The organism is Stenotrophomonas sp. FBCC-B152, from assembly GCF_059134105.1.
Map to the genome: position 1 here is coordinate 3,708,571 of NZ_CP101442.1, position 23,524 is coordinate 3,732,094.

Sequence of the window (23,524 nt, forward strand, 5' to 3'; positions counted from 1 at the left end):
GCAGCGCTGCTCCCGAGAAATGGTTATGGGGCGGCGACACTGCCAACGGAGCAGCCGGAGAACAGATTTAGGCTCTGGTCCAACGCTTTTGTCCGCACCTGCATGAGACCGAGCACAGAATGGAAGAGGTTGTCGTGAGTGGCTGGCAGCCTTGAACGTCCCTGGACGCATTCAATATCCAGCTTGTTGCTGCTCTTCATGCCCTCTGACATCCACATCACCATCGGCACTTTGATCTGAGTCTCCGGGGCAATGGCGTAGGGAAGACCATGCAGATAGACGTTCGCCTCGCCCAATGACTCCCCGTGGTCGGATACATAGATCAAGCCTGTATCGTGGCTCTTGTCCTGTTCGAGCATACGGATTGTCTTTGCCAGAAAGTCATCCGTCGCTAAGACTGCGTTGTCATAGGCATTGACTATCTCGGCGCGAGTACACTTGCCAAGGTCGGCGTTGCGGCAGTCAGGAGTAAACTTCCTCAGGCTCTCGGGGTATCGCTTGTAGTAGCTAGGTCCGTGGTTACCAAGCTGATGCAGAACCACGACGACGTCGCCGGGATTGTCGTCAATGGAGTCATGCAATCCCTGCAGCATGATTTCGTCGCGACAAGCCTGATCGTCACATAGACTATCTTTGGCGGGAACGCGGTAAGACTCAAATGCAAGATCAGAGCACACCCCCTTGCATCCCGTCTGGTTGTCGCGCCACAGGGTCTTGATTCCGGCGCGCTCCAATACGTGCAGAAGCGACTCGGATCTTTTGATCTTGTCTCGGTCGTAGTCTCGCCTTCCATACATAGAAAACATGCAAGGAACGGACACCTCGGTATTGGAACCACAGGCCGTCACGTCGGTGAAGTTCACGACGTCCAGGGCTTCAAGTTGCGGTGTCGTGTTCCTAGCGTATCCGTTCAGCCCCCAGTTCTGGGCGCGAACCGTCTCGCCTACAACAATGACAAGAAAGTGTGGCTTCGCGCCTGGTGGATGAGGATCCATCGTGGCGTCGGGACCGACTACTTTGATCGGTCCACGCTCTGCGCGCGTCTCCTCTTTGATGACCTTCCCTATCGAGGCAAGGTAGTTCCCGGGCGTCGCAAGGTATCTGACTGACTTGTGGTTGCGCATAAGCGAGGATAGGTTGTCGAATGAGGCCAGTGCCGCACCAACAACTACCACTATAGCCATGCCCAGCAAGAGAGCTCTGGAAAGTAGTCCGCGCGCCATGGTGCAGTGAGGTCGAATTCGTACCGCACATACCGCAACGGCGGGAAGCAGACCTTTGACCAGCACCGACAGGAACAATCCCCAGGTCAGCAGCTCTCCGGCCTCCGCGCTGTCAGTCTTCAGCACGTTTCGAATCATGCTCGAATCGAAGTACACGCCGTAATTGTCGGAGTTGTATGCCGCCGCTGCTGACACAATGAGGAGCAAAGCAACAATCGGTTTCAACGTCCATCGGACGCACAGAAGCCCAAGAATAAGTACGTTCATAGCCGTAAGAAGCGCGGCCGTAGACGCGACAAGCAGCGCTCGCGCCACACCCTCCACACCACTCTTTTCAACTACCTCTGCAAAGAAGGCGTTGTTGAGGAACAACGTGAAGTAGAGTGCGACGATCACGATTAGTGTGTTGATCCCGGCCTGAGGCCCACGAAGAGGCCGGCCGAGCCGTCCTAGTGGATTTGAGCCATTCCCACCAAGCTTCCAACTGTGGTTCAGGTATTTTTTCATGTAACGCATAGCTGCTTCCTTTTGATCGACCGCCAAATGCGCTCATGGCGCATGCGGAGGCACTTCGCAGACCGCGCCAACTCGTCGAAGGGCGTTCCTGCTCGCGGGTCTAATTCCAACGGGCGCTTAGAGATGCGATGCAGGTCTGGGAGAAGGTGCGTCTGCACTCGCAAGAGGCGATGCATAAGGCCGCTGTATTGAGTCCGCGCAAGCAGACGCATCGCCGCCAAGAGGCAGAGTCCTGAAGTAGCGATTGGTTGGGGTAGAGAGCTTGCGAGGTTTCGGATCTTCACCGGGACAGTCGCCGAGCGCTGATCCCTCGATAAGTAGTCGACGCCTGCGCAGTCGGTGGCGGTTACAGTTCATCACCAGTGCAGGCTGCCGCTGACTGGCTTGCGCGAATCCATAACCGGTCGCGACTGACTGCGTCGAAGCCGAATGCTCCCCGAGCCACTTGTAGCGTCTATGCGCTGCGGAGGGCCGGGTACGTCTGGCTACTCGCGCGGAAGTCCCTGGAAATAGCTTTGAAGCGCTGTGCCATTTGGAACTCGCAAGCGCCTGGACGACTCCTACGGCGCTCATGCCCGGGGAAGGCCTCTTCAACGCACCGCGTGAGACTGAAAGCACTGAGACACTACGTATCCACGCATACGCAGAGACTGATACCCGGGAGGCACCCAAGAAGGAAGTCCGCAAGGTTTCGGTTAGTTGCGCCAGCGTGGCTTGAATCCCGGTCAGTAGCGGAGGTCTGCCTACGACCAGGCCGTCCCTGTGCCACGGCAACCAGGTAGCGGTATCCACGAATTCAGGGGAGAAGACCGAGGCCAAACGTGCCTCACCGGCTGGAGATAGAGCACCGTCTCCAGGGCGTGCGGGAATGATCAGCACAGAAGCTGTCGTCAGCACGGCAGATTGACCGTACGAAACTCGGTTAGAGGTGGGAATCGGAAGAGGCATTTAGTCCACCTTTTTGAAGGCGGCACGATGCCGTTCGGCGGCTGCACCAGCAGCCACGCGTCGGCCGGGCGCGCCAAGCGCCCAGCAACAAAGTTTGATCATGGAGAGACCTGTTAAAGGTGATCGCAGAAGTACGAGCAGACGCGCTGCGCCTGTGTCGCGATCAAGCCCTGGGAGGTCTAATCAGCCTTTCGGGCGTGTGGGAAGTCACAGGCTGTTCGTAGAACGTATGCCCGTCTTCATTTAGTGCAGCGTCGGCACTGGTGAATCCGTTGGACGCGACGAAGGTGCTGCTGTGGTGGCAGTGCCCATGACCACACGCAGGGTGTGACTTGTCGGAATGGCCGTCGCCTGCCCCTGCTACGTCCTGATGGGCCTGCTCTTCAGAAGAGCAAATCGACGCATCCACGAAAGGCACGACCACCAGCACTGCAAGTAGCAGTGCCAGAGCGTAGCGCTTAGCGTGGATGACGAAGGAAGTCACGTGCGGCTCTGACCAATACGGTTGAGGTCGAGAAGATACCGTGGACGGCGCTCATCAGCAAGCCGGCACTTGTTCATCAACCGCGCGGTCGTGTATGAGTCGCATCCTGCGGCTTGCTCGGAAGAATGAACGGGTTGAGGACTAACCACATGCGATGCGGGCGGGACGACAAATTAACGCTTTGCCTTGACTTCTGTACGGACTAACTGGCTGAGCAGTGCGGGATCGAGTCGCGGGAGCGGAGTTCCGTTCACAAAAAAGGACGGAGTTCCGCCAATCTTTGCAGCCTTCGCGTCGGCGAGATCGACCGCAATCACTTTTTCCACTACGCCCGTAGCGATGTATGCGCGGGCTTTAGCCACGTCCAAGCCAGCTTTTCGCGCAAATTCCCAAGCAATCGCTGAGTCTTCCCGCCCGTGTGAAGCCCAGGCGGGCTGGGCATCCATTAGCGCTTCGAGAACGGCCGCAAACCGGTTCTGCTGGCGCGCAGCCTCAAGAATGTTTATGCCGAGGACAGATGTCTTCCCGTGGAAGGGCGTATAGCGAAGCACCAGCCGAGCATCCGCATTTTCTCTCAGGATCCTTTTGACCTCTGGATGCATGGCCCGGCAGGCCTCACAAGCTGGATCGAAGAACTCGATGATGGTGACGGGCGCATTGACCGGGCCTATGACAGGCGAATGAGGCCGTACTACCACACCGGCTTGAGGCGATTGGTCATTGGCCGGGCCCTCGGCACTCCGAGCGAATGAAGTGGGGGAAAATGCGGCGAGAGATAGTATCAACACCGCTATGATCGTGCGTGCTGCTTTCATTGAAATAGCTCCAGTGTGCCTTGTGGTGTTTGAAAGGACCGATGCGGCTCGGGTAGCTTGGTGTGACGCAGTACCAACTAACGCTGCTCGGCTCCCAAGCGCCATGCGGGCCACGCCTCAACGATCACGCTTACAGCAGATCGAAGAAAGAGCAGGGCGATGATTGATCCTGCGGCGATGTCCGGCCACCCGCTGCCGATGAGGGCCACCCCGCCCGCGGCTACGAGAACGCCCACGTTGGCAGCCACGTCATTACGTGAGCATTCGAACGTGCTCTTCATGTTGATGTTTAGGGCGCGGAATCGCCAAAGGAAAGCCAAGCAGGATAGGTTCGCCACAAGTGCAATTGATCCGAAGATGAGCATGATGCCGCTGGCCGGTGGAACCGCGGTGATCATCTTGTTCACGACCTCGACGACAATGAAAACGAAGAATCCAAGGATCAAGAAGCCCTTTACCAAGGCCGCGCCTGCCTCCCACCGACTACCACGCCCCACGGCCCAGAGACTGAGCGCGTACACGGCTGCATCGCCAAGCATGTCCACCGCATCGGCTTGGAGCGCACTTGAGTTGGCGACTATGCCGGCGCCAAACTCGACGAAAAACATCACCAAGTTGATAGCCATCACCCATAGCAGCACGCGGCGCTGAGCGCCCTGTTGTGCCATCCGCTCGAGTTCTTGGCGCTTGTTACCGCAGCAGTGGTCCATCGTGAGTCCTATAAAAGGCTTCTGGGGTTGAAATCAGCTCATCCTGCCTTTATCAACCCTGTAGCAACTAGAGGGTCAAGCTATGTCCACCGTCTTCACGATCGGCCAACTCTCACTCCGTACCGGAACCAAGGCTGAGACGATTCGCTACTACGAGAAAATTGGCCTCCTTGCGTCTCCGGCCCGTTCACAAGCCAACTACCGCCACTACACTGAAGTTGATCGGCGCAGGCTTGCCTTCGTTCGCCGTGCCAGAGAGCTTGGACTCCCCATCGCCCAGATCCGGGATCTCATTGAATTAGAGACCCATGGCGACCAGGAGTGCGGGGCTGTGGATGAGTTGGTCCGGAGTCAGATTCGCAGTATTGAGGAGAAGGTAAGAGACCTCCAGGCACTGAACAAAGAGCTAACTCGCATACTCTCCCACTGTCCAGGTGGTCTGGTTTCCGAGTGTCGAGTCCTCGGCGCTTTGCAGGCGCCAGTCGGGCCGGCTAAACATGGCGGGATTCAGCCCCCGAAACGGTGAAGGTCCCTGAGAGCGCTGACCTTTGCCGAGCACGTAGAGATCTTCCTGCTACCGGCAAGGATAGTCAAAGACGCTTCAAGAAACCCGGAACCAACACCGGGTCTGCACTCAAAACTAACCGCTAGAGGTCCGCAGTATGGAGCAGGCCTGACGCCGATAGACCAAGCGCATCGGCGAGCCTAATAACGGTAGAGAGCCTGCAGTCCTTCTTTCCCTGCTCAATATGCCCAAGTTGCGTACGGTGCATACCTAGTCGGGCTGCGAAATCTTCCTGAGAGACGCCCAGCGCCGTCCGTCTCGCCTTCACGGCGGCGCCAAGGGCCAACTGGTGCTTGGAAGTTTTCACCCCCTAAGCTTTGGTTTCGTAGTACTTTTGGTCTACAGTACTTACGGTAGCATATTTGACAATGGCCGCCCCCTCCCCACCTCCCATTCGGGGGCCTGCGCCGCTTACGGACCTTGGCAGGTAGGTATGAGCTTCTTCTTGGTAGATGCTGAATCAGAGTTCACCTTAGAACTGTCATTGAGCCAACAGTCGGAGCAGGATCTGCGGCGCCAACTCGCAAAGCTTCAGGAGGGCGGAGACGCCGGAACCCTCTCCAGACGCCTTGCCGCCGAGCTATCTAGACTGGTCCCAGAGATGCTTGACTGGGATGTCAAAAGGCCCACAAAAGCGCAGATCGCCTATGCCCGTTCAATCTGCTACCAACGAAAGATTGAACTTCCTGAGCAGGCTATGGAGTCCCGTCAGGCCATGCATCTCTTCATAGCCTCGCGCGGCCGGTGGCCTTGAATCCATTGCCGCACCTCTCTCTGCACCCGCCTTCTGGTTGGCCGAAGCGACGCGCAAGAGCGCAGAATGTCGATGGCACATTACTACTATGACAAGTCGAACTAGTCTCACCCATCCACTGGCTATTGCCGAGTTACCGGTGGGAACGAAGGATGGGGCAATTGGCGTGACATTTGCTCCCGGAAAGCATCAAGAGAGCGCAATGACTGGCGCTTGGGCTAGGGATTTAGACATGGACTTGGAGGCGATTCGTGCTTGGGGCGCAAGATTTTTGATCACGCTTATCGAGCCGTGGGAGTTCGAGGACCTCAGGATCTCCTCCCTACCTGATCATGCTGCTAAGCATGGCTTGGCTTGGCATGGACTGCCTATCACGGATGGTAGCGCGCCAGACGACCGCTTCCTGGCACGTTGGAAGGAGCTCGGACCATATCTGAGTCGCGCCCTGCTCGACGGAGGAAGAGTAGTCGTGCATTGCAAGGGAGGGTTGGGTCGTGCAGGACTAGTTGCCTCGCTGCTTCTATTGAGCACTAAGACGAACAGTGATGCTGAAAGCGCGATCCTCGCGGTACGAAGGGTTCGTCCCGGAGCTGTAGAGACACTCGAGCAAGAATGCTTCATCCACAAGTGGGCTGAAGAGCACAGAGTATAGCCGGCGCGAAATGGCTCGGACTCCGCCATTGACTCTCTGACTGATCGAAAGACGTCCTTTCGAGATTATCGGATAGGAAAGAACCGGCGGAGGACCATCGCCGATTGATGAGCCTTGCCAGACCACCCCGTAGCACTTTCGGGCGGCGAGTGTATTTGGTCCTCCTCAGATCCCGGAGCTCGATCAAGGAATTCTTGATTCCGCATGCGTACCAGCAGGGTCACGGTGCAGAACGAATCTCGACATCCGCCAAACAGCGACATCAGAATAAGGAGAAACGCCCATGAGTCTCCGAGAAAGGAAGCTTCTGGTACTAGACCTTGATGAAACGCTCGTCTTCTCAACTGAGCGCCCCTTGGATCGTCCAGCGGATCTGAGTGTCGTCGGGTATCACGTCTACAAGCGGCCCCATCTCGACACATTTCTGGACTTCGCCTTCTCAAGGTTTAGGGTCGGCGTTTGGACATCGTCTGGACGTCTCTACGCTGAGCCTCTTGTCGCACAGTTGATGCCAAAGCGTCCCCTAGAATTTGTATGGTCATCCGAGAGGTGCAGCTTAGTTAGGGATTGGGAGGAAGGCGGCTACTCAACACAGAAGCGGATAGCGAAGCTGAAGAAGCATGGGTTCACACTGGACCAGATCATCGGAATAGATGACACCGCTAGCAAGTACGCTCGGAACTATGGGAATTTAGTTCTGGCACGGGAATTCCTCGGCGACGTGTCAGATGATGAGTTGCTGCATCTGATCCATTATCTAAAAGTGCTTGAGGAGGTGCCGAATATCCGTGCAGTCGATAAACGAGGATGGCGCGATCTGCTATCGCAGCGAGGAAACGAGCATCCCGGCTTTTTGAAAGCGTAGAGTGAGAAACTATCAGTGTCAGCTAAGCGTGCTTTCATTGAGCCAAATCACCGTGTCAGTTCTTGAATGGCCACGACGGCTCGATTCCCAGTTGGTGCTATTCACTCAAACCGGATGGCGGGAGGGTGGATAAGGGCTGGCCGCCGTGAGTCCTAGCTTCGTCCTAGGGTGCGGATGGTATGGGCCACAGTAGGCGTCGTACCTGATTCTTTTCCTAGACTTTGACGCGCCAACCGAGTGTCTGCGGTCAACGAATTCGACCAGACTCTCGTCGCCCGGCCAGACAAGCGCAAAGCGGGTTGAGGGACACCAATGGGCGGTCAAACGCCACGACTGAAGAACCGGACGGTTGCAGGGTCCGGCATGGAAGGTGCTACTGGGATCATTTTTGCAGATAACGGGGTTGATAACCCTAGCGATGAATCCCTGCCCGTGCGGTTGGGCTGGCGACCGCAGCGGTCGCTGCCGCTGCAGCGGCGACGCCATCCAGCGCTATCGCGGCCGCATTTCCGGCCCGCTGCTGGACCGTATCGACCTGCATGTGGTGGTGCCGAGGCTGGAACCGAGCGAAGTGCGCAGCGATGCACCGTGCGGCGAAGACAGCGCCACGGTACGCGGCCGCGTGGTCACGGCACGCAGCGTTCAGCTTGAGCGAAGCGGAAAGGCCAACGCACAACTCCTGCCCTCCGAGCTGGATGCGCACTGCCGACTGGACACCGCCGATCAGCAGTTGCTGGAAGCGGCCGTGGAACAGCTGCAGCTCTCGGCGCGCTCGATGCACCGCATCCTGCGCGTCGCCCGCACCGTGGCGGACCTGGCCAATTGCGACCAGATCACCACCGCGCATCTGGCCGAGGCCATCGGCTACCGGCAGGTGGACCGAGGAGGGGTGGGCTGAGCCGGTGCTCCGGTATCAGTCCTTGATGACGAATCCTTCGTTGAGACCCGGCACTCTCCTGAAGCGCCTGCGCAACCACCGACACAGACCTGCCACGGACATGCTCATGGAGCATTTTTCCCGTTCCACTCACGATCCCATGCCTGGAACATCAGCACCGGCCAGAGGTGGGTGTGGTACTTCCGGTTGCCGTCGACGAACGATTTCCAGAGTGCCGATACAACGTGTTCGTCGAGGATGCCGCGGTTGCGCATGGCAATCGGGTCCAGCAGTTCCTCGGCCCAGTCCCGCAGTGGCCCGTTGAGCCATTGTGCAACCGGGGCGCCGAAGCCCTTCTTCGGGCGTCGGGTGTGGTGCTCGGGAAGGTAGCGCTCAAGCGCGCGCTTCAGCACCACCTTGGTCTCGCCGTTGTGCAGCTTGTGCTCGAACGGGGTGCTCCACGCCAGGGAAAGCACCTCAGGGTCCAGGAATGGACTCCTTGCCTGCACACCGAATGCGCCAAACGAGCGGTCGGACTTGGTCATCAGCCCTTCACTCAGTTCGTTGCTCTGATCGAGGTAGAGCAGCAGCTCACCCGGGTGGCCGCCGACGGGATGCAGGGCCGCGTCCAGGAAGGGATGCGCGGGTTCATTCGCCGCCTTCAGCGCACGCGACGGATCACGCCAGCGCGAGACGCGCGCCAGGTAGGTTTCGGCAAGGGAAGCGGACCTGGCTTCGGCGATCAGCGCTGCGATCCCCCCCAGCCGTGCCCGTTCCGGCGAACGCGAGGCATACGCCCCGCACGCCCGGCGCAGTGGCCTGGGCAGATGCCGAACCAGGCCATGGTTGCGCAGCGCCTTCACATACGACGCGTGGCCAAAGAAGAGCTCATCGCCGCCATCACCGGTGAGGATCGTGCTGCACGATGTACCGGCCGCCTCTGCCGCAAGCAGTGTTGGAATCGCGGACGAGTCGGCATAGGGCTCGCAGAAGACGCGCGGCATGGTCTCGACCAGACGGATCGCGTTCGCGTCCTCCATGAGCAGGCGTGTGTTGCGGGTGCCGAGCAGTCTGGCCACCTCGGCGGCCCACTCCGATTCATCGTGCCCAGGCACATCAAAACCGACCGAGATCGTGTCCACGGCGTTTACGCTCTGCCGCTGCAGCAACGCGGCGATCAGGCTGGAATCCACGCCCCCGGACAGCAGGGTGGCAGTAGCGCCGCCGCGTGACGCGCAGACCGCACGTTGCAGGCTGGCGACTACCTTGTCCACCGAACGGCCCAGCGTCGCCTGCGTGCGCGAGGCCATCTGTGCCTCTGCTTCCTGCCGCAGGGTCCAGTAGGGGACGAACGGTCCTGCTGCCTCGCCGGCAGGGTGCCGTTCGGGGACGCCCGGAAGGCGGAACACCCGCAGGGTACCGGCGGGAAGTTTGTAGATGCCACGATAGGCCGTCAGCGGTGCCGGGATGTACCCGTAGCGGAACAGTTGGGATATCGCGTGCGGATCCACCTCCGGGGATCCGCCGTCTTCCTGCCTGAGCGTCTTCAGCTCGGAGGAGAAGGCCAGGCCGAAGGGGCTGCGCCTGAAATAGATATCGGTTTGACCCATGCGATCCCGGGCCAGGGTCAGCGTTCGCGCATGCTCGTCCCAGACGGCCACGCTCAGCGGGTCCTGCACGCGGCGCAGCGCCTCGATGACGCCCACTTCCGGAAGCAGGTAGGCAATGGATTGCGCCGCCGACGCGGCACCGGCTGCCACGCCGGATCCGCCGGTGGCCACGAGGTATCGGCCATCCGGGCTGGAGGCCAGGCACCTTGCTTCATCCAGCACCGAGACCGTAGCCAGCGCAAGGCCCGAGCCAGATCGCTCCACCACCGCCGAATGCCGGCCACGGTGTGCGAGGGAATGGGCCAGCCGCCTTGCTGTCTTACTCAACTCGTTGCCGCACACCTCCCTGTGGGCTATCCAACTTCCTGCCAATGCCGACACGTACTGCTCCACCCGATCAAATCTTCTATAGCCGCATCAGGGTGTGGCTTGCGTCGATGCTGAGCCATGCAAGTACTTTCAAAGCAGCCTTTGCGATGGTGCGGGCGTTCAGTTTGAGGTGGGCTCTGCTTCGTTGCCGGTCATGCGTTACCGGGTGTTGGGCTGCTATCGGCGGTTGTTTGGGAACCAACCCTACCGCGATACTTTGGCGGTAGGGTTGGATCTTGTCCTGCTTACTGGAAGTCCAGCGACAGCTCGACGAACATCGAACGGCCGAAGGCGTTGTACACGCCCTGGTCGTAGTACGGCCAGTTGCCGTTGGTGGTGTCCACCGGCGGGCGTTCGTTGGTGAGGTTGTTGGCGGTCAGCAGCACGCTGGCCAGCTTGTTGATGCGGTAGTTGAGCGTGGCGTTCCAGGTGGTCCACGGGCCGATGTTGCGTTCCTCGCCGGTGGCATTCCAGGTGCGGGCGTTGCGCACGCCGTACACGTTGGTGCTGAACGCGCCGATGTTCCAGTTCACGCCCAGCGTGGCGCGGTACTGCAGCTCATTGGAATAGCCACAGCAGAGCATGTCGTAGACCGGGTCGCCTTCCTGCTGCTGCAGCTCGTGCTTCAGCGGCCGGTAATAGCCCGCGGTCACCCCGAAGTCGCCTGCGCGCCCTGCGTTCCAGCGGTAGTCGCCCGAGGCCTGGATACCGGTCTGGCGCTGCTTGGCCAGGTTGATCGGATAGGAGAAGACCTTGGATACGCCGTTGGGATTGAGCGGATCGGTAGCCGGCAGGCGCTGCACCTGGGCGAGCACCTGGCGGCAGGTTGGCGAGTTGATGTCGAACGCGACGTCGCCGTTCTCGGACGTCCCCAGGCGGCAGTTGGCCTCGGTGGCCAGGATGCTGTCGGTACCCAGGATGGAGACTTCGTTCTCGATCTTCACCGAGTTGTAGTCCAGCGACAGGTTCAGGGCATTGTCCAGCGCCGACCAGACCACGCCATAGGTGAAGGTCTCGGCCGTGATGTCCTTGAGGTCGCGGTTGCCGGTGCTGGAGGACAGCACCGACAACGACGCCTGCGGGCACTCATCGAAGTTCTCCGAGGTGTAGCCCGCACTGCGGCACAGGAAGGTGTCCACGTTGGTGGTGTAGCCGCTGCTTTCGCGTGAGTACAGGTAGAACATGTCCGGCGAGCGGAATGCGGTGGCATAGCTGCCGCGCAGCAGCAGCGAGTCGATCGGGCGGTATTCCAGGCCGAGCTTCCAGGTTGCCTTGCCGTTGCCACCACCACCCTGCAGGGAGTATTTGTCATAGCGCCCCGAGAGATTGGCGCTGAAGGTGTCGAAGATCGGCACCTGCAGTTCGGCGCCGATCGCGTACAGATCACGCTGGCCTTCGGCCGAGGTGCCGGCGGTCTGGCCGCGGAACAGCACCGCGGCATTGGGATCGGCCGACTGGTTGAAGAACTTCTCGCGGGTGCCCTGCACGATCATCGCAAAGCCGACATCGCCGGCAGGCAGGCCAAACAACGAGGTGTTGGTCACCAGCGCGGTGACCCCGGTGCGCGATGCGGAGGACGCGGCGCGGTTGGTGCCGCTGAACTGGTCGTACTGCTCGCGGGTGAGCGGCTGGTAGAGCACGCCCAGGTTCGGCGCGTAGGCTTCGTAGCCGTTGACCATGCCCAGCTTCGGGCCAAGGTAGTAGTCGTCAACACCGCCCGTGGCCAGGAAATCGGTGGACTTGCGGGTGACGTCGGTGCTCGATCGGTTCACGTACACGTCGTAGTCGAAGCCGGTGTCGCCCAGCCCGCCGCGTGCGCCGGCCGTGATGTTCCACGAGCGGGTATAGACCCGCTGGTCCTTCGCGTCCATGCCCACTTCTTCGGGCGCGTAGATGCGCTGCCACTGCTCGTAGTTGCCGGTGGTCTGGTTGTAGAAGGTCTTGTTCCAGAACGGGCTGCCACCGGAGTAGGTGGGCCGGCCGAAGCTGAAGAGGATGTCCGAGTACAGCTCGGTGGTTTCGCTGAGGTGGTAGCGCAGGAACGTGGTGGCGTTGACGTCCTCGCTCTTGTTGTAGAGCGTGGCGGTGCCGACGTTGTCCGGGCTGCCGCAGTAATAGCCGGTGCCTGCCGCGTTGCGGTGCGCGTAGGTGGTGCTGCCACCGAACAGATAGGACAGCGGTGCGCAGGTGGCCTGGCCGGGGTCGATGTAGCCGTTGGGCGACATCTGCATGCGCAGGAAGGTACGCGAGGGGTCCTGCGGCCCGGTCGGGCTGTCGTTGACGCTGTCGATGTAGCTGCGGTCGGAGGCGAAGATCGGCTTCTGTTTGGTGTATTCGAGGCCGTAACTGAGGTCCAGGTTGCCGAAGGAATGGCCGCTGCTGAAGATGAAGCGCTGGCTGGAGCCGCCGCCGTCGCTGTAGCCGCCGGCACGGTAGCGGAAGTGAGTGCCTTCCACCTTGTCCTTCAGCACGATGTTGATCACACCCGCCACCGCCGACGAGCCGTACACCGACGACTGCCCGCCGGTGAGCACGTCGATGCGTTCCACCATGCCCAGCGGAATATTGGCGATGTCCACGATGCTGGTGTTGCCGTTGTAGGCAAGCGGATAGCTGTTGAGCGGCCGCCCGTTGAGCAGGGTGAGCGTGTAGCTCGGGTCCAGCCCGAACAGGCTGACCGTCTTCGCGCCCGGTGTGTAGAACCCCGTGCCCTGCGAGTCCTGCACCGAGCCGTTGGCCATCGGCAGCGAGCGCAACGCATCGAACACCGTGGTGAAGCCCTGTGCTTCGATTTCCTCGGCGGTGATGGTGGTCACCGGCGACGGCCCTTCGATCTGCGCGCGCGGAATAAGTGAGCCGGTGACGTTCACCGTATCCAGCTGGTGGGTGGCCGGCGTGGCGCCTTCTTCGTCGGAGGGGGACGCCTGTGCCTGTGCGGCCAGGGGGTGGAGCAGTACGGATGACACCAGCAACGACAGCAACGTGCGCTTCATCTTGCAGATCTCCAGTACAAGGTCTCCCGGCGCCGCATCGGCGCAGGAGAGTTGGGGTGCAGGGGGTTCCGTGGGGCGTGGGGTGCAGCTTTTCTAGATCGATCTAAATCAATTGTCAATAATTTGAAATGAAACCATTTCCAAGCGCTTAGATCGAACGAAATGGCACTTGCGGCGCGCCTTGGCCGTGTTGCAGGATCAGCGCGGTTGCCCATCACGTCCTGGAGTGCCGCGTATGCGTTTGCGCCGTTGCCTGATCGTCCCTGTCGTTGCTGCAACCCTCGCCTTTCCCGCTGCGCACGCGGCGGAGATCCAACAGACACGCGATGGCGTCACCCTCACCTACCAGGACCAGAGCGGTTCAACGGTTGCTGCCGTACGCGACCGCATCATCGCCACCTTCTTCGCCACCTATCCGCGCGAACGCAGCGACTACCATCCTGCCGCGCCGTCGAGCGTGCGCATCGTCATGGACCCGTCGTATGACGGGGTTGCCTACGTGGGCGAGAAGGAGAAGTCGGCCACCATCACCATCAACCCGCGCTGGCTGGAGAAGCACCCCAACGACACCGACCTGGTGACCCACGAGGCCATGCACATCGTGCAGGGCTACCCGGGCTACGCCAGCGAGCAGGCGCCTTCGTGGCTGGTGGAGGGCATCGCGGACTATGCGCGCGATCATTACGGCGTGGACAACGCGGCCGGCGGCTGGGCGCTGCCTTCGCAGGTCAAGCCGGAGCACAAGGTGGACACCGGCTACCGTGTCACCGGTGCGTTCCTGAAGTGGAGCGAGGCCGGGCATCCGGGCCTGGTGAAGGCGCTGGATGCGGCGCTGCGCAAGGGCAGCTATACGCCGGCGTTGTGGAAGGCGCACACCGGGGAGGACCTGGCGGCGCTTTGGGAAGCGTATGTCGCGCAGCAGGGTAATGCCGCGCGCGGCGCTTAATCGCGTAGCACGAAACGCTCGATTGCCAGGGCCACACCGTCTTCGGAATTGGGGGTGGTCTGGTGCAGTGCCGTCGCCTTGACGATGTCCACCGCGTTGCCCATCGCCACGCTGGTGCCGGCGTACTGCAGCATGGTCAGGTCGTTTTCCTGGTCGCCGATGGCCATCACCTGGGTGCGGTCGATGCCCAGGTGTTCGGCCAGCTTCTGCAGGCTGGGGCCCTTGCCGGCGCGGTGGTCGAACACTTCGAGGAAGAACGCCGCGCTCTTGAGCACGGCGAAGCGCTCGGTCAGCGCCGATGGCAGGCGCGGAATGACGGCGTCCAGGACCTGCGGTTCGTCGACCATCATCAGCTTGATGAAGGACATCGCCGGGTCCATCTCGTCCACGCTGCGATACGACAGCGGCACGCGTGACAGGTGGGAATCGGCCACGGTGTAGATGCTGATGTCGCGGTTGGGCGTGTACAGGCGTTCGCCATCCAGCGCCTGGAAGTGCACGCCCACCTCGCGCGCCACCTGCTCGCAGAACAGGAAGTCATCGAAGCTGAGCGGGTACTCCACCACCACTTCACCGGTGGCCACGCGCGTGACCAGGCCGCCGTTGCAGGCGATGCAGTAGTCCTCCGCGCCGTTGATGTCCAGCTCCTCCAGGAACGGGGCCAGGCCCGATACCGGGCGGCCGCTGGTCAACACGATCCGCACGCCCTGCGCCCGTGCGCGGGCAATGGCCTGCTTCACACGCGGGGTGAGGTTGTGCGCCGGGTCCAGCAGCGTGCCATCCATATCGATGGCCACCAGTTCAATGGCCGGCTGGCGGCGTCCCATCTCCATCTCGATCAACCTCGTTCACTGCCAGAAACGCTGCGATGCAGCCGCAGCGTAGTTTAAGCCAGTGGCGCCCCGGCAAAGAAAAGGCCAGCCGGGTTGCCCCGGCTGGCCTCCATACCACACACGCGGTTGCACAGATCGCGGGTGGGGCTCAGCGCCCCATCGCCACCTTCTGCTGCTCTTCCTGCACCTGTTGCTGCTGGCTGGCGTTGTTGCTTTGCAGCTGGGCGTTGGTGTGCTCCAGCGACGGCGCCTCGCTCAGGTCCACGGCGGCGCGGTAGCCCGGGGTGGTGCCCATCACGAACGCCTTGCCATCCTGCACGGTCACGCTCTGCAGCTTCTCCGGCGAATCAATGCCGGCCTGCTTGGCCTGCAGGGTGACGTTGGCCGCCGCTTCGTTGGAGATGGCAGCCGGCAGCTGGCCACGGATCGCGTTGTGCAGCGGCGTGTCCGCATGGCCCTTCTCGCCCAGCTGCGGACCGGTGGCGGTGCGGGTTTCCGCGCCCTGCGCCTGGGTGGCGGCCAGCTTGCCGAAGGTCTCCCGGCCCACGATGCCGTCGTCCTTCAGGCCCTGCTGCTTCTGGAAGGCCTGCACCGCTTCGCGGGTGTTGTCGCCGAACTTGCCGTCTTCGGACAGGCGGTTGCCGTTGGCATCGCGCACGCCCAGGCGGTTCAGTTCTTCCTGCAGCTTGGTCACTTCATCGCTGCGGTCACCCTTGCGCAGGGTGCCGGCCGGCGCGTGGTCATGGTCGTGCGCATGCCCCTGCTTGCCCGCTTCCTGCTGGATGCCCTTGTTCCAGTAGGTCTCCGGGTTGATCAGCTTCCCGGCCGGATCCTTCATCTGGTAGTGGACGTGCTGGGCGTACTGGTTGGCGCCCTGCGGGCCGCGGCCGCCCATGGTGCCGATGGCATCGCCCGGCTCCACGTGCTGGCCGACCTTCACCTTGGTGTCCTGCATGTGCAGGATCTGGTGCGAGTTGCCCTGCGCGTCCTGGATCATGACGGTGCCGTACTTGCCACCCACCGAGGTCACGGTGCCGGCGATCGGCGCGTGGATGGTCGGGTGCTGCAGGTTGCGGCCGGTCTGGCCACCGACGTAGTTGAAGTCGCTGCCGCCATGGCTCTTCTCGCCACGGTGCTCACCGAAGTGCCCAGTGATGTGCGGCTTGACGCCGTTCTGCGGCGGCAGCATCACCTGCATGGTGTGCTCGTAGGAGCGTGCCTGGGTGGCAGCGGCGCCAATGGCAGCAGCGCCGGCCACGGCCGCGGCGGCGCCCGCAACGGCATGCGGCTGGGCCGGTGCCTGCGCCTGGGTCTGGCTCAGGCGCTGGTTGACGAACTGTTCGTACTCATCCAAGTGCGGCGCGACCTTGCGCTGCGACAGCCCAAGGCCGCCGTAGTCCTTGGTCGGGCCATCGTGGTGGTACTTGTAGATGTAGTCTTCGCCCTGGCCACGGTCACGTGCCAGGTTGCGGTTGTCGACGAAGTGCGCCACCAGCGCGTCGGACTGTGCGTCGACGTCGAAGCGGTTGGCGTTGTTCAGGCCATAGTGCTTGCCGGTGCGGTCGATGAACTGGCCCAGGCCCGAGGCCGAGGTGGTGCCGGCGGCGGCATCCGGGTTGAAGCCGGATTCGACGCGGGCGATGGCCAGCACGTACGCGGTTTCGCGCGGGGTGAGGCCGGCTTCGCGCGAGGACTCGATCAGCGAGTCGATCACACGCGACTGTACTTCGGGGGAGGCATCGCCCCAGCGGCGCGATTGGCCGTGCAGCGGGCGGCTTTCGTCGATCGGCTCGCGGTAGTGGCTCCACGATTCGATCTGGTTGCTGCGGTACGCAGCACCGGCGGGCTGCACCATGTTGGTGTAGATGTCGTTTGGCATGTCTGTGCTATCCATTCTATGAGAAAGGGGCTTTCCTTAAGGGGTGTTGCTCCTTTGAAGCGTATCGACCAACGGTCGATACCTACCGCTGCGTTGTGTATCGGCGCGCGGCCGTTACGTACCAGAATTCATGTTCCGGGCAACGCGCATCGACGTCATGTCGATGTCCAGCTCAGTCTTCGATGTAGTCCACCTCCGGGTGGGTGATGCCGAGCTTGGCGATCAGCTGCGAGTACTCGTCATTGTTGGGCGACTGTGCATCGGCTTCGCCGCGCAGGGGCGGGGTGTTGTGGGTCAGCTGCCTGCCATCGGCGTCGTACAGGGTGAACCATTCGCAGAACGCGCAGCCGAACGGCAGTTCGCCGTACTGCACCACGAAATACGAAGCGCCCTGCTTGTCTTCAGCGCAGGCCAGGCCAACAGCGGTGTAGTCACCCAGCTCTGCCGGGGTCTCGATGGCACGGCGCTGGCCGTCCTTCTCGATCTCCAGGCGGGTGCGGGTGGTGTCACCGTCCTTGGCCGGCAACGCGGTCAGGTGCAACGTGGCACCTGGGCATTCCTTGTGCATGCCTTTCTCTTCTTGCGGTGTGGGTGAAGGGGTAGTCGCCGCTGCGACCGCGGGCGCAGCAGCGGTTTCCGGAGTGGCGGCGGTGCCGCCGCCCCCGGTGGGTGCATTGCACGCAGCCAGCAACAACGCCAGTGCGGCAGTGGGAACGAAACGCAGTGTGGACATCACCAGCTCCCTGGATCAGATCGACTCATCGGCCATGCGCACCAGCTGCCAGCACGGGCGCTGGGCGAAGTAGTACGACTGCTGGTTGCTGGTATCGGGCGTGCGGATCAGCACCTTCATGCTGCCGTCGGCCTCTTTGGTGACCTGCATCTCGCGGCCCACGGCCTTCAGGCCCGAGGGATTGGGCATGACCGGCCAGGTGACCTCGCTGAGCGGCACCTTCTCGCTGACCAGGGTGGGCTCGCCCTGCCCTTCGGTGTCGTAGCGTTCGCTCAGCAGCGGGTCGGCTACCGACTTCTCCTGCAGGGTGATCTTCCTGCCGAACTCCGGCAGGAACGCATCGAAATCGGCCAGTTCGCAGGTGGCGGAAGCATCGGCGGCAGTGGCCGGTGCGGCGGCCGGGGCGGCAGCAGGTGCTGCGGCGACGGGTGCGGCGGCATCTGCCGGAGCGGTCGGGGCGGCGTCGGGCTTGCACGCGGCCAGCAGGATGCTCAGCGACAGGGCGAGCAGCGTCATGGGACGATGATGGGACAACGGATCCTCCTGATTCGTGTCGTGGCGCGCATCACACTACGCCGGGGGGCGTAGCATAGCGGCGCGCCAATGCCATGGCGTTCACATCCCGCCCACGGACCGGGGTGGTGACGACATGCGTGATGAAACGCACGTAGTTAACGTGAAGCTCATCACATTGTAAGGGCCGAGAGTCCATTCTCCCAACGGGCGATGTCAGCCTTTTGACATCACCTCCTGCTTCCGGTGCCTGGTTCCATGCGCATCCATACGCTCCAGCTTCCCGTTTCCGATGTTGCACAGGTGGGCGCTTACTTCGCAGAAGTGCTGCAGCTACCGGTGCAGGACGGCGTGGTGCGGATCGGCTGGACGGACGTGCAACTGCGCCCGGCGGGCAGCGACCCGGTCGGCGGCGTGCACCTGGCCTTCAACGTGCCGGCCGATCGTTTCGAGGCAGCCACCACGTGGCTGCTGGCGCGCACACCGCTGCAGCGCAATGCCAAGGGCGAGGCGCACTTCACCTTTGGCGGGCGCTGGGAGTCGGAATCCATCTACTTCGATGGCCCTGACGGGCTGATCCTTGAACTGATCGGGCGGCGCAGGCTGCCTGCGTCCGGACGGGTCGGCGAGTTCCACGGCAGCGAGCTGACCTGCGTCAGCGAGGTCGGGCTGCCCACGGCCGACGTGGCCGCGCTGGGCGCACGCGCCGAAGCCGCGTTCGGGCTGGGCTACCTCAGCCCGCCGGTGCCGCACTTCGCCGCGCTGGGCGACGACGAGGGCCTGCTGATCGTGGTGGACGCCACCCGTTGCTGGTTCCCGGAGCAGAAGGTGCTGCCCAACGCGCGCGGGATCGTGGTGACGCTGGGCGCTGTGACGGCGGGCGTGCTGGACGACCCCGCGCAGGGCTGGCAGCTGCGCGCGCCGGCCGCAGTCTGATCGCCCCCATTCACCTGCGCCCAGTACATTTGCTGCCTTCCGGCAGGTAGAAGCGCGGTTGCCGGGGACGCCGGCTGCCAACACAGTGGGATGGTGCTCAAGCCAGGGTACCGCCGTGGAAAAGGTCACGTCCCCCTCCTGCCCCGACCCTACCCAGGCGGACCCTGCGCTTGCGCCTTTACTCGAAGTGGATGCGCGGCTGGCCAAGCTCGGCAACAGGATCCGCGTGTTGTCCGGGCTGGCGTGGCCAATAGAGATGGAAACCCGCTTCCTGGCCTCCTGGCGCAGTGGATCGCCAGAGATGCCCGCCCCGCCGACCCAGCCGGTTGACCACACCGACACCATTGCGGCACTGGACGACATCCTGCAGCACCTGGACCGCGGCCATCCCGTGGGCGACTGGCTGTACCGCACCGCGTGGAGCTACCGGGTGGCCGCCAGCATGCTGGCCAACATCGGCAACCCGCGCTTCACCGCCTGCTCCACGCTGCTGTACGGCCAGCCCGGCACCCAGTACCGCTCGCAGACCACCACCACGGCGCAGTCGGCCGCGCAGATGCTGGCCATCACCGACCAGCTGATCGGCTCGCAGTACGTGCCGCGCATCCAGTACGACATTCCCGCGCCGGATTTCTCCGTGCTGCTGCGCCAGCGCATCGAGCCGTTCTTCACCGACGACGAGGTGAAAGTGGTGCTGGATACCGAACTGGCCTCCAAGGCCGCCGCCGGCAGCAAAGTGATCCGCCTGCGCGCCGATGCGCTGTTTTCGCAGCTGGACCTGGACCAGCTGGTCGAGCATGAGGCCTTCATCCACTCGGCCACCCTGCTCAATGGCAAGCACCAGCCGTGGCTGCGCTGCCTGGGCGCGGGTGCGCCGCGTACCACGCGCACGCAGGAAGGGCTGGCCACGTTCTCGGAGATCATCACCGGGGCGATGGACATCAACCGCCTGCGCCGGTTGGCATTGCGGGTGGTGCGGTTGCAGGAAGCCCTGGAGGGCGCGGACTTCATCGAGGTGTTCCGCGCGTTCCTCGCCGCCGGGCAGACGGAGGTGGACAGCTACCGCAGTGCGGCCCGCATCTTCCGGGGCGGCGATGTGCGCGGGCGGGTGTGCTTCACCAAGGATGGCGCCTACCTGGAAGGGCTGCTGCTGGTGACCGCCTTCATCAAGCGCGCCCTGCATGAGAACCGGGGCGATACGCTGCGGCTGTTGTTCTGCGGGCGGGTGGACCTGGGCGACCTGGTCACGCTGGCGCCGTACCGGGAGAGTGGGCTGATTGCAGCGCCACGTTATGTACCGCCGTGGGCGCAGCACCCCGAGCGGGTGCTGGCAACGCTGGCGTTCTCCACGGCCGCGCAGGCGATGCGGCTGGATACCTTCGACCTGCAGCGCTTCTCGGCGGTGGAGGATGAACTGATGGCCGCTGCCGAACTGGGTTCCCTGCACTAGAAAGGCCCCGCCGGAGCGGGGCCTTCATCGGTCGGCGCTACAGCCAGCCGTCACTCTTCTTCGTCCTTCCAGCCCTGCTGCTGATTCTGGTTGCGGTGCTGTTCCTGCTGCTGTTGCTGCTGGTCGCGTCCGCGCTCCTGATCCTCACCACGCCGGTTCTGGGAGCTCTGATTACGCTGCTGCTGGGCCATGTCGGGTCTCCGGGTGCCGCGTGCGGTATGCCGCGGTCGAGTCAATCGTGTGGATGGGCTCGTTAAAACGACGTGGCAATTTGAATACAAATTCGTCAATTCCTGGCCGCCGCCTACGCCATCGCTTATGCGTAGACGGAATCCGTATATGGAGCGAAGCGCAGTCAGCTGGATGAATGTGGGGCGTTGCGACGACCTCCGTCGCCAGGGTTTGCGCAACGCATTTTTGCCGATTGATCCCGCCTACCCAAATCCGTCGAATCGAACGCTGCGCCTCTCGAACTTTGCGGTGCAGGTATCACTTTCCGGGGGTCCCACTGCACCATTCCGAATGGTGCAGAACGCTCATTTGACGTGCGAATTCGTGCCACGCATGGTTCGCCCCATGAACAATCCTCGTCGCAGTACGAAGCTCGCGGACATCGCCAGCATCCGCCAGGGACATCCCTTCCGGGGTGCCATCACCGCCTTCCCCGATGGGCCGGTCCGGGTGATCCAGTTGAAGAACCTCGGCGCAGCCGGCGTGCACGATCCGGACGATCTTCTGCGTACGCGGTTGCACCCACGCAAGGCGCCGGATTGGGTACAGGAGGGAGATGTGCTGCTTGCCGCACGTGGCACCCATCCGCTTGCCGTGCTGCTGTGCAATCCGCCCTTGGACACCGTCTGCAGCCCTCACCTGTATGTGATCCGGGTGAGCGACCGCGAGCGGGTCATGCCCGCCTTCCTCGCGTGGCAGCTGAATCAGGAAACGGCGCAGGAGCAGCTGCGCCGGCAATCCGCAGGATCGCGCCAGCAGAGTCTTCGCAAGGTGGCTATCGAGGAGCTGCGCGTGCAGTTGCCTCCCCTGCTCCTGCAGCAGCGGATAGTTGCCATCGCCAGGGCCGCGCAGCTTGAGAAGTGCCACTGCGAGCGGATGATCGCCGCCCGTCACCAGGAGGTTGCCCGTTATGCGGCGCACCTCCTGGGCGAGCAGGCGGGTTGAGGGTGTGTAATGTTCCCGCCACGCTCGCCGCGCTTGTCCATGCCCGCGATGCGCTCGAAAAGGGCAAGCGGCCGGACGCCGATACCTGCCTGATCCTGGCGTTGCTGCTGCTGAAAGTGGCCAGCGACGCCGCGTACTACGGCAACCCGGCCATTCCGTACTCGCCAGGCGAGCCGCCGCGCTGCGTGCCCTACTCCGTTCCGCTCCAGGCACGCTTCGACACCCTGTTCCGGCAGCGTCATGCGGAAGGCAACGGCCTGAGGGTGATGAACGCCCTGCGGGTGTTTGCCTTGGCCAATCCGCGCAAGCTGGGTGGGCTGTTCCCGACGTTGAAGCTGGAGGATGCGCTGCCCGACGACCCGGCCGTGCGCGATGCCGCGCTGCTGCAGGTGCTGGAGCGCCTTTCGCTGCCGGCGCTGGACTTCCGCCAGCAGCGCGGCCGGCCCCGCGCGGACGTCGGCGATGCGGTGGATGCCCTGCTGCCTGCGCAGGTGCCCACCGGGTTGAGCTGGCTGATGGCGGCGCTCACCCACCCCTGTGCCGATGAGGCGGTCTACGATCCCAGCTGCCGGCAGGGGGCCGTGCTGCGGGCAGCCGCCACCTGGATGCGTGACGAGCAGAGTGCGCTTGCCCCGGCAGGCCCGGCCCGCTACCCGCTGTATGGGCAGGACCCGGATGCCATGCAGTGCGCCATGGCCCGGCTGCGCCTGCTGCTGCAGGGCACCGACACCCCCCGCCTGTACACCCGCGACCCGCTGGAGGAACCGCTGCTGCAGGAAGGCGAATTGCAGCGCTTCGATGTGGCGCTTTCGTGCCCGCCGCTTTCGCTGAAGTGGGCGCCGGCGCAGGCCAGCCACGATCCCTACTTCCGCTTCCTGCAGGGGGTCCCGTCCCGGCAGTGGGCGCATACCGCGCTGATCCAGCACATGCTGGCCACGCTGGAGCCGCTGCGCGGGCGCATGGCCATCGTGGTGCCGCACGGGGTGCTGTTCCGCGATGGCGAAGAGGCGCGTATCCGGCAGTGCTGGCTGGACGACAACCTGGTGGACATGGTCATCGGCCTTCCCGACCGGCTGTTTGCCGGTGCCTCGGTGGCCACCGCACTGCTGGTGATGCGCAAGGTGCGCCGGCATGACGACGTGCTGTTTGTCGATGCACGCGGGATGGCGACGCGTGGAAAGCGCGGTCCGCGCCTGGGTGACCAGGCCGCGCGTACGCTGCATCGCCTCTGCAGCGAGCGCAGAACGGCGCCCGGCGTGGCGTATCTGGCCAGTTCTGAAGAACTTGCCCGCAATGGCGGCACCCTGAGCGTTGCGCGTTACGTGCAGCCGGCGGCCCGCTGCGCCACCGCCGATCTTGCGACATTGCGCGCGCAGCGTGCGGAGCTGTCCGCGCGCTTTGTGGCCCTCCAGGCGGAGTTGAATGCCGAGCTGGATGCGCTGGAGCGGGAACTGTCGGATCTGACCTGACGCCGTCGCTTCAATCGCTCAGCAATTGACCGAAACTATCTCGATTGGAAAATGCATCGAGAATGCGTTGCGCACTGCACTCGCCGAACGCATGAAACGGAACGATGCACACAGCAACGGCAGCATTCGTTCGTCCAGACTGGTGCCATGAACATCATTCGCCAGAAATTCGACGGCCTCTGCGTGCTTGTCTTCGGTTCACAACACG

Annotated in this window: 20 protein-coding genes and 1 pseudogene; 10 read left to right on the plus strand and 11 right to left on the minus strand. The window is 62.8% G+C overall.

Annotation, left to right across the window (positions count from 1 at the left end; genetic code table 11):
• Nucleotides 1-23: 23 nt before the first annotated feature.
• From NMB40_RS16950 to NMB40_RS16960, 3 genes are all read right to left on the minus strand, one after another.
• Nucleotides 24-1,739 (minus strand): phosphoethanolamine transferase, encoded by a 1,716-nt coding sequence (locus NMB40_RS16950; RefSeq protein ID WP_101099240.1) that lies wholly within the window; start codon nt 1,737-1,739, stop codon nt 24-26.
• 1,605 nt (nt 1,740-3,344) lie between these two features.
• Complete coding sequence (locus tag NMB40_RS16955) at nt 3,345-3,986, minus strand: DsbA family protein (RefSeq protein WP_157825118.1); 642 nt, start codon at nt 3,984-3,986, stop codon at nt 3,345-3,347.
• 77 nt (nt 3,987-4,063) lie between these two features.
• Nucleotides 4,064-4,696, minus strand: coding sequence for a cation efflux transmembrane domain-containing protein (locus NMB40_RS16960; RefSeq protein ID WP_101099238.1), 633 nt, complete (start codon nt 4,694-4,696; stop codon nt 4,064-4,066).
• 82 nt (nt 4,697-4,778) lie between these two features.
• Between NMB40_RS16960 and NMB40_RS16965 the strand changes: the two genes are divergently transcribed.
• Nucleotides 4,779-5,222 carry a MerR family transcriptional regulator gene (locus NMB40_RS16965; RefSeq protein WP_101099237.1) on the plus strand — a complete coding sequence of 148 codons (444 nt, stop codon included), beginning with the start codon at nt 4,779-4,781 and terminating at the stop codon, nt 5,220-5,222.
• Between the two features lie 121 nt (nt 5,223-5,343).
• Here NMB40_RS16965 and NMB40_RS16970 read toward each other — a convergent pair whose 3' ends face one another.
• The gene (locus NMB40_RS16970) at nt 5,344-5,568 is read right to left on the minus strand and encodes a helix-turn-helix domain-containing protein (RefSeq protein ID WP_101099236.1); all 225 of its coding nucleotides are present in this window, start codon (nt 5,566-5,568) and stop codon (nt 5,344-5,346) included.
• A 126-nt stretch (nt 5,569-5,694) separates the two neighbouring features.
• Here NMB40_RS16970 and NMB40_RS16975 point away from each other — a divergent pair, with 126 nt between their 5' ends.
• The 4 genes and pseudogenes from NMB40_RS16975 to NMB40_RS16990 form a co-directional block, all read left to right on the plus strand.
• Nucleotides 5,695-6,015 carry a hypothetical protein gene (locus NMB40_RS16975; protein ID WP_101099235.1) on the plus strand — a complete coding sequence of 107 codons (321 nt, stop codon included), beginning with the start codon at nt 5,695-5,697 and terminating at the stop codon, nt 6,013-6,015.
• Between the two features lie 232 nt (nt 6,016-6,247).
• Entirely contained in the window at nt 6,248-6,667 is a 420-nt protein-coding gene (locus NMB40_RS16980; RefSeq protein WP_232767658.1) for a cyclin-dependent kinase inhibitor 3 family protein, read from the plus strand.
• A gap of 283 nt (nt 6,668-6,950) precedes the next feature.
• On the plus strand, nt 6,951-7,532 hold the full coding sequence (locus NMB40_RS16985; RefSeq protein ID WP_101099233.1) for an HAD family hydrolase: 582 nt from the start codon (nt 6,951-6,953) through the stop codon (nt 7,530-7,532).
• Nucleotides 7,533-7,938: 406 nt separating this feature from the next.
• Nucleotides 7,939-8,430 (plus strand): annotated as a pseudogene (locus NMB40_RS16990) (magnesium chelatase subunit ChlI family protein); the annotation flags it as partial.
• 104 nt (nt 8,431-8,534) lie between these two features.
• Here NMB40_RS16990 and NMB40_RS16995 read toward each other — a convergent pair.
• Entirely contained in the window at nt 8,535-10,400 is a 1,866-nt protein-coding gene (locus NMB40_RS16995) for an asparagine synthetase B family protein (RefSeq protein WP_494359175.1), read from the minus strand.
• Between the two features lie 233 nt (nt 10,401-10,633).
• The gene (locus NMB40_RS17000; protein WP_494359176.1) at nt 10,634-13,381 is read right to left on the minus strand and encodes a TonB-dependent receptor plug domain-containing protein; all 2,748 of its coding nucleotides are present in this window, start codon (nt 13,379-13,381) and stop codon (nt 10,634-10,636) included.
• Nucleotides 13,382-13,616: 235 nt separating this feature from the next.
• On the opposite strand from NMB40_RS17000, the gene NMB40_RS17005 reads away from it, so the two are divergent.
• Nucleotides 13,617-14,327: a basic secretory protein-like protein gene (locus NMB40_RS17005; protein ID WP_494359177.1), complete on the plus strand. Its 711-nt coding sequence runs from the start codon at nt 13,617-13,619 to the stop codon at nt 14,325-14,327.
• Here the strand turns inward: NMB40_RS17005 and yidA are convergent.
• The 4 genes from yidA to NMB40_RS17025 form a co-directional block, all read right to left on the minus strand.
• The gene (gene yidA, locus NMB40_RS17010) at nt 14,324-15,160 is read right to left on the minus strand and encodes a sugar-phosphatase (protein ID WP_494359178.1); all 837 of its coding nucleotides are present in this window, start codon (nt 15,158-15,160) and stop codon (nt 14,324-14,326) included. The two genes, NMB40_RS17005 and yidA, sit on opposite strands and share 4 nt — an antisense overlap.
• A gap of 148 nt (nt 15,161-15,308) precedes the next feature.
• The gene (locus tag NMB40_RS17015) at nt 15,309-17,039 is read right to left on the minus strand and encodes a peptidoglycan-binding protein (protein WP_494359179.1); all 1,731 of its coding nucleotides are present in this window, start codon (nt 17,037-17,039) and stop codon (nt 15,309-15,311) included.
• A 172-nt stretch (nt 17,040-17,211) separates the two neighbouring features.
• Nucleotides 17,212-17,772, minus strand: a complete 561-nt coding sequence (locus NMB40_RS17020; RefSeq protein ID WP_494359180.1) for a hypothetical protein — start codon at nt 17,770-17,772, stop codon at nt 17,212-17,214.
• Nucleotides 17,773-17,787: 15 nt separating this feature from the next.
• Nucleotides 17,788-18,288, minus strand: coding sequence for a hypothetical protein (locus tag NMB40_RS17025; protein ID WP_494359181.1), 501 nt, complete (start codon nt 18,286-18,288; stop codon nt 17,788-17,790).
• A 255-nt stretch (nt 18,289-18,543) separates the two neighbouring features.
• On the opposite strand from NMB40_RS17025, the gene NMB40_RS17030 reads away from it, so the two are divergent.
• Together NMB40_RS17030 and NMB40_RS17035 are read left to right on the plus strand one after the other, a co-directional pair.
• Entirely contained in the window at nt 18,544-19,221 is a 678-nt protein-coding gene (locus tag NMB40_RS17030) for a VOC family protein (RefSeq protein ID WP_494359182.1), read from the plus strand.
• 115 nt (nt 19,222-19,336) lie between these two features.
• On the plus strand, nt 19,337-20,671 hold the full coding sequence (locus NMB40_RS17035; protein WP_494359183.1) for a peptidase MATCAP family protein: 1,335 nt from the start codon (nt 19,337-19,339) through the stop codon (nt 20,669-20,671).
• A gap of 50 nt (nt 20,672-20,721) precedes the next feature.
• Here NMB40_RS17035 and NMB40_RS17040 read toward each other — a convergent pair whose 3' ends face one another.
• Complete coding sequence (locus NMB40_RS17040; protein ID WP_282243088.1) at nt 20,722-20,862, minus strand: hypothetical protein; 141 nt, start codon at nt 20,860-20,862, stop codon at nt 20,722-20,724.
• A gap of 385 nt (nt 20,863-21,247) precedes the next feature.
• On the opposite strand from NMB40_RS17040, the gene NMB40_RS17045 reads away from it, so the two are divergent.
• Together NMB40_RS17045 and NMB40_RS17050 are read left to right on the plus strand one after the other, a co-directional pair.
• The gene (locus NMB40_RS17045) at nt 21,248-21,847 is read left to right on the plus strand and encodes a restriction endonuclease subunit S (RefSeq protein WP_494359184.1); all 600 of its coding nucleotides are present in this window, start codon (nt 21,248-21,250) and stop codon (nt 21,845-21,847) included.
• Between the two features lie 2 nt (nt 21,848-21,849).
• Nucleotides 21,850-23,316 (plus strand): HsdM family class I SAM-dependent methyltransferase, encoded by a 1,467-nt coding sequence (locus NMB40_RS17050; RefSeq protein ID WP_494359185.1) that lies wholly within the window; start codon nt 21,850-21,852, stop codon nt 23,314-23,316.
• Nucleotides 23,317-23,524 lie beyond the last annotated feature (208 nt).